Annotated in this window: 5 protein-coding genes; 2 read left to right on the forward strand and 3 right to left on the reverse strand. The window is 73.5% G+C overall.

The genetic code is table 11. The annotated features are described in order from the left end of the window. On the forward strand, positions 1–843 hold an 843-nt coding region (locus GTW08_RS09400; RefSeq protein ID WP_161151779.1), incomplete at its 5' end, for a glycoside hydrolase family 16 protein. 3 nt (positions 844–846) lie between these two features. Here the strand turns inward: GTW08_RS09400 and GTW08_RS09405 are convergent. After that, positions 847–1,869 carry a carbohydrate kinase family protein gene (locus GTW08_RS09405; RefSeq protein WP_073577199.1) on the reverse strand — a complete coding sequence of 341 codons (1,023 nt, stop codon included), beginning with the start codon at positions 1,867–1,869 and terminating at the stop codon, positions 847–849. 98 nt (positions 1,870–1,967) lie between these two features. Here GTW08_RS09405 and GTW08_RS09410 point away from each other — a divergent pair, with 98 nt between their 5' ends. Continuing rightward, on the forward strand, positions 1,968–2,969 hold the full coding sequence (locus GTW08_RS09410) for a CobW family GTP-binding protein (RefSeq protein ID WP_073577198.1): 1,002 nt from the start codon (positions 1,968–1,970) through the stop codon (positions 2,967–2,969). A 116-nt stretch (positions 2,970–3,085) separates the two neighbouring features. Here GTW08_RS09410 and GTW08_RS09415 read toward each other — a convergent pair whose 3' ends face one another. Together GTW08_RS09415 and GTW08_RS09420 are read right to left on the reverse strand one after the other, a co-directional pair. Next, positions 3,086–3,658, reverse strand: coding sequence for a hypothetical protein (locus GTW08_RS09415; RefSeq protein ID WP_073577197.1), 573 nt, complete (start codon positions 3,656–3,658; stop codon positions 3,086–3,088). A gap of 164 nt (positions 3,659–3,822) precedes the next feature. After that, on the reverse strand, positions 3,823–4,268 hold a 446-nt coding region (locus GTW08_RS09420), incomplete at its 5' end, for a small ribosomal subunit Rsm22 family protein (protein WP_237453687.1).

Below are 4,268 nucleotides of genomic sequence, written 5' to 3' on the forward strand. Positions count from 1 at the left end.
GCCGGCGGGACGGCGAAGGCGACCCCGGCCGACCCCGCCGCGCCCCCGGCGTCGTCGCACTGCACCGAGACCGCGGCGCAGGAGCTCGGCTGGGGCGCGCCCGCCCGCGAGTCCGGCTTCGACGGCACCACGGTCCCGCCGGACTGGCACCCCTACGGCCCCGAGCCCGGCCACAACAAGAAGGGCACCCGCACCCCGGAGGCGGTCACCGTCGCCGACGGGGCGATGACCATCTCCGCCGACGCCGACGGCAACACCGGCGCCGTCAGCTGGCACCCCGGCCAGAAGTACGGCCGCTGGGAGGCCTGCGTGAAGTCGGACGAGGGCCGGGGCGGGATCAACGCGCTGCTGCTGCTCTGGCCGGTGGCAGAGGACTTCCCGGTCGGCGGCGAGGTCGACTGGATGGAGATCATGGACGACTCCCGCCAGACGACCAGCTTCTTCCTCCACTACGGACCGGGCAACGACCAGGACTACGGGTCGGTGAAGCACGACTCGACGCAGTGGTCGGCCTACGCGCTGGAATGGACCCCGGAGAAGATCACCGCGTACGTGAACGGGAAGGAGTGGTACTCCAACACCGACACCGACCAGTTCCCGCCGCGCCCGATGAACATGACCATGCAGCTGGACTACTTCGGCAACGCGGGCGGCCCCACCGCGATGCACATGGACTGGGCCCGGCAGTGGGCGCTGCCGCAGAGCACCGTGGCCACGCTGAGCCTGCCGCCCGGCTCGGCCGCGACCGGGCAGCCCCGCGACTTCCCCGACCGGAAGCCGCGCGAGCTGTCGGAGCCCGAGCAGCAGGCGCAGACCGCGATGCTCGCCCGCGAGCACCGCTGAGGCTCAGACCGCGGCGTCGAGCTCCGCGCGGGTGGGCGGGTTCGCGCCGTGCCGCGAGCAGGTGATCGCCGACGCCGCGACGGCCTCGGTCAGCACGGCCTCCAGGGTCGGCCGGTCGATGCGGTACAGGTCGTCGCGGGCGGTCGCGCCGAGCAGCCCGCGCCGGTGCAGACCGGCGAGCAGCGCCGCGGAGAAGCTGTCCCCGGCACCGACGGTGTCGACGACCTCGACGGTGCGGCCGGACAGCACCAGGTGCAGCCCCGACGACGTCCCGGCCAGCACCCCGTTCGCCCCGAGGGTGACCACGACGACCGCCGGACCGAGCTCGAGCCACTCGCCGACGACGTCGCCGGGCTCGCGGCCCGGGTGCAGCCAGCCCAGGTCCTCCTCACTGACCTTCACCACGTCGGCCACGCCGAGCAGCTCGTGCACGCCGGGCAGGATCTCCTCCGGCGTGCCCATCAGCAGCGGCCGGAAGTTCGGGTCGTAGCTCACCGTCGCGGTGTCCACAGCGGAGGCGAGCAGCTCGCGCAGCGCCTCGTGACCGGGCGCGGTGGTCAGCGCCAGCGATCCGGAGTGGACGGCGACGACCGGGCCTGCCGGGCCGTCGTCGAGGGCACCGGCGAGCTCGTCGTCGGTCCACTGCCAGTCCGCGGTGCCCGCGATCCGGAAGTCGTAGGACGCCTGCCCGTCGGCGGCCAGCTCCACGATCGCCAACGACGACGGCTCGTCCGCCTCGACCGAGTGCGACAGGTCGACGCCGTTGTCCTCGAGATGGTCGCGCAGCTTGCGCCCGAGCAGGTCGTCGGCGAGCCGGGCCAGCATCCGGGCCGGCACGTCGAGGCGGGACAGCCCGACCGCGACGTTCGCGGGGCTGCCGCCGGGCGCGAGCTCCCAGTACTGCTGTGTCGATGCGCGGTCCGCCTGCGCTTCCCGCTGCGCGGTCACGGGGACGATGTCGACGAGGGCTTCTCCGGCGACGGCGATCACTCCGCGTGGCGGGCGTCCGGCAGCTGTGTCGGGCATGGCCGCACTGTAGTGGCCCGATCGGGGTCCCCGGACAGGTCCGTGACGGGTCACGACCACGTCACGGTGCGTCGACACGCACGTGGTAGGCATGACGGATGCCCCGGAAGATCCCGGTCGTGGTGCTGGCCGGATTCCTCGGAGCCGGCAAGACGACACTGCTGAACCACCTCCTCGCCGCGGGCGGGGACGCGCGGATCGGCGTGGTCGTCAACGACTTCGGGTCGGTCGGCATCGACGCGATGCGTGTGGCCGGTCAGGCCGGCGACGTCGTCGGGCTCGGCAACGGCTGCCTGTGCTGCGAGGTCGGTGAGGGTGGCGTCTCCTCGGTGCTGGAGAAGCTGACCCGCCGCCGCGACGAGATCGACGTCGTCGTCATCGAGGCCAGCGGCATCGCCGAGCCCGGCACGCTGGTCCAGCTCGTGCTCGACGCACTGGGCCAGCACCTGAGCTTCGGCGGGCTCGTCGAGGTCGTCGACGCCGCGGAGTTCGAGGACTCGCGGCGCCGCCACCCCCAGCTCGACAAGCACGTCGGCATGGCCGACCTCGTCGTCCTGAACAAGATCGACCGGGTGGGACCGGGGCCGCTGTGGCGGGTCCGGCGGCTGTGCCGCGAGGCGAACCCGCGGGCCCCGATCGTGCCGGTCCGCGACGGCGCGGTGGACCCGGCGCTGCTGTTCGACATCGAGATCGTGCCGGGCAGGCAGCTGATGCTGGGCGAGCGCGTCGACGAGCCGCACTCCCACCACCTGCACGCCGGCTACCAGAGCCTGACGTTCCTGTGCGACGAGCCGCTCGACGCCGCCCGCCTGCAGGACCTCCTCGACGCCCGGCCGTCCGGGCTGTACCGGATCAAGGGCTCGGTGCGCTTCGCCGCCGCCCCGGACCGGGAACGCTGGGACCTGCACACCGTCGGCCGGTACGTGCGGTTCCGCCGGAGCCGGTGGGACCCCGACGAGCCCCGCCGCACCACCCTGGTCCTGATCGGGACCGGGCTGGACGAGGCCGCGTTGGAACGTTCGCTGCGCGCCTGCGTCGCGACCGACTCCGACCGCAGCGACGCCGACGCCCTGCTCCCCGTCGCCCGCTACGCCGTCTGACCCGTCCTCCCCTGCTGCTGTTGCTCCGAGGGTCACTCTCGGGGCGTAGAGCGCTACGAGGGTGACCCTGGGGACACGACGCGGGGCTCGGTCGGCGGGTGGGGGCAGACCCGAGCTCAGACCGGGGTGAGGTCCGGGCCCGTCGCTGGCTCGGCCAGCTGGGTCAGCGCGTCGGCGGCCCACGCCTCCCCACCGGCCACGGCGGTCCACAGCAGGACACCGAGGGTGCGGGTCGGGTCGATCCGTCCCGCCTGCCACGACGGCGTCGCCGCGAGACGCTCGGCGCGTGCGCAGAGTTGCCAGGAGGCGGGGTCGGTCGCGGCGATGTCGCGGGCGAAACGGGTGTGCCCGGTGCGGGCGCGGTAGGCCCGGACCGGGTCGGTGACCGCGTGGATGATCGAGAGCACCCCGATCGCCAGCCCGAGCGCGACGGGCAGGCAGACGAGGAACGCCAGCGCCGACCAGGACCAGCTGTTCTCACCCACGGTGAGCGCCACCACGGCGGCGGCGACGACGGCGGTGCCGGTCATCGCACCGGCCGGGAGCTTCGTGTAGACGAGGTCGCCCGCGTCGTCGACGACGTAGTCGGTGCCGGTGATCAGGGCCGGGTCGTACACGCGGTATCCGGTACGGGTGCGGACGAGGGTGGGCAGGCGGTCGGCGGGGGCGCCGGTGACGAAGTCGTTCATGGTCGTGCTCGATCTGTGAGAATGCTGCTGCTCGCGGCCCACCTGATGGCCGTCTCGCCCGGTCAGTCGCCCACGATGCCGGTCGGTGTTACAGATTCACAACGTTCCTCGGCGCGTCCGGTCTGTGACGTTCGCCTCCCCCGCTTGCGAGCAACCCGGAGGGCTCACCCGGGTGGCCAGGCGTCGCCCCACGCGGTGTCACGGGCGTGCCGGAACAGCTCCTTGCGACTGCGTGGGACGGGTGTGTCCCGCAGCGTCCCGTCCGCCTCGCAGACACGCAGAGTCACCAGTCCCTTGCGTGTGTGCGGGTGCCGGACCACCCGGCCCGGGGCCCGTCCGACGGTGCCGTCGTCGTCACGCACGGCGACGACGTAGGAGAACTTCTCGTCCTCGTGGCCCAGCGAGCCGGCCTTCAGCGCCCGGTGGCGCGAACTGCGGCCGACGCGCACGGCGAAGTGGCACCAGTCGTCACCGGTCACCGGGCAGGCGCCGTCGTGCGGGCAGGGCGCGGCGACGGTCAGGCCCGCGGCGAGCAGCCGGGCACGGGCGTCGAGGATGCGCGCGTGCCCGGCCGGTGTCCCCGGCTCGACGAGCACGACCACCCGCGCGG

Source organism: Pseudonocardia sp. SID8383 (assembly GCF_009864975.1).
Lineage (GTDB): Bacteria > Actinomycetota > Actinomycetes > Mycobacteriales > Pseudonocardiaceae > Pseudonocardia > Pseudonocardia alni.

Coding starts and splice junctions, on each gene's coding strand:
- GTW08_RS09405 (WP_073577199.1), bottom strand. CDS start 1,869: ATGCCCGACACAGCTGCCGGACGCCCGCCACGCGGAGTGATCGCCGTC.
- GTW08_RS09410 (WP_073577198.1), top strand. CDS start 1,968: ATGCCCCGGAAGATCCCGGTCGTGGTGCTGGCCGGATTCCTCGGAGCC.
- GTW08_RS09415 (WP_073577197.1), bottom strand. CDS start 3,658: ATGAACGACTTCGTCACCGGCGCCCCCGCCGACCGCCTGCCCACCCTC.